The organism is Streptomyces sp. NPDC034670 (assembly GCF_055574875.1).
The window spans coordinates 139,709-144,533 of record NZ_JBVITR010000003.1; the positions used below are offsets into that span (position 1 = coordinate 139,709).

The 4,825-nt window shown below is 77.3% G+C and carries 4 protein-coding genes; 1 reads left to right on the top strand and 3 read right to left on the bottom strand.

The window, feature by feature from the left end:
* Positions 1 to 102: 102 nt before the first annotated feature.
* Positions 103 to 963: a GNAT family N-acetyltransferase gene (locus ACZ56B_RS03350; RefSeq protein WP_468785720.1), complete on the bottom strand. Its 861-nt coding sequence runs from the start codon at positions 961 to 963 to the stop codon at positions 103 to 105.
* A 40-nt stretch (positions 964 to 1,003) separates the two neighbouring features.
* Positions 1,004 to 1,636 (bottom strand): GNAT family N-acetyltransferase, encoded by a 633-nt coding sequence (locus tag ACZ56B_RS03355; protein WP_468785722.1) that lies wholly within the window; start codon positions 1,634 to 1,636, stop codon positions 1,004 to 1,006.
* A 179-nt stretch (positions 1,637 to 1,815) separates the two neighbouring features.
* Between ACZ56B_RS03355 and ACZ56B_RS03360 the strand changes: the two genes are divergently transcribed.
* Positions 1,816 to 3,018, top strand: a complete 1,203-nt coding sequence (locus ACZ56B_RS03360; RefSeq protein WP_468785724.1) for a flavin-containing monooxygenase — start codon at positions 1,816 to 1,818, stop codon at positions 3,016 to 3,018.
* A gap of 534 nt (positions 3,019 to 3,552) precedes the next feature.
* On the opposite strand, the gene ACZ56B_RS03365 is transcribed toward ACZ56B_RS03360, so the two are convergent.
* Positions 3,553 to 4,020 carry an ATP-binding protein gene (locus ACZ56B_RS03365; protein WP_468785922.1) on the bottom strand — a complete coding sequence of 156 codons (468 nt, stop codon included), beginning with the start codon at positions 4,018 to 4,020 and terminating at the stop codon, positions 3,553 to 3,555.
* Positions 4,021 to 4,825: the final 805 nt, after the last annotated feature.

A 4,825-nucleotide genomic window follows, 5' to 3' on the forward strand; every position in this document is an offset into this window, starting at 1 on the left:
ACCGGGCGCGGGGCCGGTGACCTCGGGCGCGGGGCCGGTGACCTCGGGCGCGGGGCCGGTGACCTCGGGCGCGGGGCCGGTGACCTCGGGCGCGGGGTCGTCCTACCCCGTGAAGTCGTGCACCGCGAAGTCGGCGACCGGGCGGTAGCCGATCCGCTGGTACAGGCCGTTGCTGGTCGGGTCGGCCAGGTCGGTGAAGAGCAGCACCTCCCGCGCCCCGGACGCCAGCGCGATCCGGCTGACCTCGGCCGTGGCCGCGCCGGCGTAGCCGCGTCCGCGCAGCCCGGGCGGGGTGTACACGCCGTTCACCCGGATCTGGCCGGCGACCTGCGGGCTCAGGCACGCCATGGCGACCGGGGTGCCGTCCGGGGTCTCCCAGAAGGTGACGTCCCCGCGTGCGGCGCGCGCGTCCGCCCACTCCCCGGGTTCCTGCCGGTGCCGCTCGCCGAGGGCCTCGCAGAACTCGGTGTACCAGGCCCGGAGCCGTTCGCGGTCCGCCTCCCCCGCGACGCGCGGCCGGCCGGGCGGGGCGGGCCGGGGCACGGTCAGGTCGCCCAGCCGGTACAGCCGCTGCCGCTGCCGGATCACGGCCGTGGCCCCGGTACGGCGGTGCCAGGCCTCGGCGAAGGCCTCGGCGGTGCCGCGGTCGGCCTGGACGCCGGGGAGCCGCCGTCCGAGGCCGGCCAGGCGGTCGGCGAGGGCGCCGGCGTCCTCGCCGGAGAGCGCGGTGAGGTTCAGCCGGTGCGGCGGGGTGCGGAAGAAGGCGGCCCGGACGGCCCCCTCCCGCTCCAGCACGCCGAACTCCGGCGTGCCGTCGCCGTAGGCGTGCGGTCCGCGCGTGCGCAGGTTCTCCGTGACGGTCAGCGCCACGGTGTGCAGGGCGGGCTCGGTCCGCAGGAAGGCGCCGGCGCGTGCGAGGAAGTCGTCGAGGTCTTCGGTGAGTCGCCAGTCATCGGAACGCATGCCTCATGATGCCGCCGGGCGTTCGCGGGCCGCCCCCGCATTACGTCCGGAGCGCTCCGTCGTCCCGGGGCCCCGGCACGGGCGGCTCCGGGTCCGTGGCGAGGCGAGCGTGCAGGTGGGCGTCGCGGAAGGCGTCGTGGCGGCCGGCCTCGAAGACCGCTCCGCGCAGGGTCCCCTCGTACGCGAACCCGCACCGCTCGGCGACCCGGCAGGACGCCCCGTGCCCCAGGGCGTGGTCCAGCTCCAGCCGGTGCAGACCCCGTTCGGTCAGCGCCCAGCGCGCGACGAGCAGCAGCGCCCGGGTGGCCACCCCGCGGCCGCGCGCCTCCGGGAGCACCCAGTAGCCGATCCGGCCCAGGCGTCTCACCGGGTGGATGTCGTTGACGCCGAGGTGTCCCAGCACCGCGCCGCTGCCGGCGTCGGCGATCCGGAAGGACGCCCCCGTGCCGTCCGCGTCGCGCCGCGCGCCCCGGCGCAGCGACTCCCGGGCGCCGGCCAGGTCCGTGAGCGGCCGGAGCAGGGTGTTCCAGCGCCGGAACTCCGGGTCCGTGACGCCGCGCAGCCACGCCCGGGCGTCGGCCCGGGACGCCGGGTCCCAGGGGCGCAGGTGCAGACCGAGGCCGTGGAGTTCGGGAAGGAGCCGGGACCGGGTGCGCCTGAGGGGATGGGCCATGGGGACATTCAAACCCGCGGGGCCGTCCGGGACACGGGGTTCTGGCCATCGGCCCCCGCCGCGCGGACGGGCGGACGTCGCCACCCGGTGCCCGCACCCCTTCCGGATGTGATCAATCCGCAACCAATTCCGGTCTTGACCGAGACCCATCAAGCGGGAGCGTGATTACGCTCGCGCTCATGACCGACTCCCCCACGCCCGCGCAGCCCCCCGCGCCCCGGCCGGCGGACCGCCCCGTCTACGTCGTCGGCGGCGGCCCGGGCGGGCTCTCCGTCGCGTACGCGCTGCGCGCCCGGGGGATCCGGGCCGTCGTCCTGGAGCGGTCCGACCGGGTGGGCGCGTCCTGGCGGCGCCACTACGACCGGCTGCGGCTGCACACCACCCGGCGGCTGTCCGCCCTGCCCGGTCTGCCGATGCCGCGCCGGTTCGGGCAGTGGGTGTCCCGGGACGACGTGGTCCGGTACCTGGAGAAGTACGCCGAGCACCACCGCCTGGAGATCGTCACCGGGGTCGAGGTCTCGCGCGTCGAGCGCACCGCCGACGGCACCGGCTGGCTGCTGCACGCCTCCGGCGGCCGTGAGCTGACCGGCGCCGCGGTGGTCGTGGCCACCGGGTACAACCACACGCCCCGCGTCCCCGACTGGCCCGGCCTGGACACCTACACCGGCGAGTTCCTGCACGCCTCGGCGTACCGCAACGCGGAACCCTTCGCCGGCCGGGACGTGCTCGTCGTGGGCGTCGGCAACACGGGGGCCGAGATCGCCGTGGACCTGGTGGAGGGGGGCGCCTCCCGGGTGCGGCTGGCGGTGCGCACCCCTCCGCACATCGTGCGCCGCTCGACCGCGGGCTGGCCCGCGCAGTACTCGGGCGTCCTGGTGCGCCGGCTGCCGGCCGGCCTCGTCGACCGGCTGTCCCGGGTCCAGGCGAAGGTGGCGCTGCCCGACCTGTCGGACCGGGGCCTCCCCCGCCCCGAGGCCGGTCTGTACAGCCGGGTGCGGGAGGGGGCCATCCCGGTGCAGGACGCCGGCCTGGTCGACGCCGTGCGCAGGGGGGCGGTGGAGGTCGTGGGCGCCGTGGAGGGGTTCGAGGGCGGCGAGGTCGTGCTCGCCGGCGGGGAGCGCGTGGGCCCGGACGCGGTCGTCGCGGCCACGGGGTACGTCCGCGCGCTGGAGGGCCTGGTCGGCCACCTCGGCGTCCTCGACGAGCGCGGCAGACCGGTCGTCCACGGCGCCCGCACCCCGGACGGCGCCCCCGGCCTCTACTTCACCGGCTTCACCAACCCCATCAGCGGCAACCTCCGCGAACTGGCCCTCGACGCGCGGCGGATAGCCGGGGCGGTGGCCCGCGCCGGGGCGCCGGGCGTCTCCCGTCTTCCCGGCTGAGGCCTCCGGGGGAACGGCCGCCGGTCCGGGCCGGCGGGGCGGGCGCGGCACGCCCGTGTCCGCCGCCCACGGGCACCGCGCGGCACCGGGGCCGGCGTCCTCGCCTCCGGGGCTCCCCGGGGAGTCGTCCACAGCCTGGGGAAGGACGGGCCGTCGCGCGTCCCCCGCTTCGGCGGCGCGGCGCTCTCCGCCCCGAGCGCGGCAGCGCCGCACCGCCTCCCGACTCCGGCGTTCCCACCCCGGGCTCCCCCAGCCCTCGGGAGCCGACGCCGAACCACGACCCGCACTCGCCGAGGGCCCCCGTCGTCGAAGCCCTCGCCGTCCCCTCGCGGCGGACCGTCGACCACCAGAGTGATCAGTCGGTCACCGCACGTCAACGCCGTTTCGGGTGACTATGAGGAGATTCCGTCATATGCCCGGTTCACCGGCACCGCGCACGGGAGCACACCCGGCGCATCGATTCACACCCCCGCCCGCACGGCGGGCCGGCCGTGCACCCGTGCACCGGCTCCGGCGCCCCGTGCCGCGCCGGCCTCACACCGCCTCGTACGCCAGGCCGCCGTACGCCGCCGTGCCGCCGCAGGGGGCCGCGGCCTCGCGCTCCTGCGCGCAGCGGTCCAGTTCGCACCAGATGCGCTTGCCGGTCCCCTCGGAGCTCCAGCCCCATCGGTCGGCCAGGCCGTCCACCAGGGCGAGCCCGCGCCCGCCGGTGGCCTCCCCGTCCACGCAGCGCGGCACCGGCGCCCGGTCGCTGCGGTCGGCCACCTCCAGGCGGACGGTGACCTCCCCGCCCTCCGCCTCCTGCGCGCCCGGCAGGGACAGCCGCAGCACGGCCGGGCAGCCGGTGTGCACCACGGCGTTGGTGACGAGTTCCGAGACCAGCAGGATCAGCGTCTCGGCGAGCGGCTCGTCGGCCCCTATGCCGGACCCGGCCAGACGCGAACGGGCCCACCGCCGGGCCCGTCCCACCTCAGCGGGGTCGGGCCGGATCTCCAGCTGCACTTGAAGCACCTGCACCGCTCACACCATCCGAACCGGCGGACACTTGGACTCGCGCCTCACGAGGGCCACGATCGTAGCCATCCTCTGCATGACCAGAACAACGACCGGGACGGGGATCACGGAACGTGCATCCCCCGGGGCCCAGCATGGTTGACGCACAGTCACGTCAACAAGCGCTTCGGGCATATTCCAGCGCGAAGGAGTACCCGTGCGGCATACTGTGCGACGCCCGCCGCGAGAAGTCGAACGGGCGGCGCCGCGCGGCCGGACCGCCCGGCGAGCAGCGGCAGGCACCGGTGGATCCGGGGACGCTCCGGGGGTGGCCCCGGCGCGGTGTGTGCTCACGACCACTCGCATCCCACACAAGGTACCGGAGCGGACGTCCGACTCCGGTCCGTGACGGGTCGCGCATCGGACACGCCCCGGTGACCACGCTCCGTGACCACCGCCGCGCCACGTTCCGCGACACGTCCGCGGGGGTTTCCCGCCCCGTCGCGGACGGCGGCCCCGCCGGGCCGCTCCGGGGAGCGGACCAGCGGCGCACGCTCCTCACTCTCCGCGCGCCGGGCCGTACGGTGCGTCCTCGTCCGGGCCCGGGCCGGGGTGCGCACGGGCCGCGGCCGCCGGGCGGGACGGCTTCGCCGGGAGGGCCCGGCGGGGCGTCCGGAACGTTCCCGGGGCCGGGCGTGTTGCCCCGCGCGTCGCGGGGGGGGGGGGGGGGGGGGGGGGGGGGGGGGGGGGGGGGGAGGGACGGGGGGGGGGGGGGGGGGGGGGGGAGGAGAGGGAGGCGGAGAAATAGGCGGGG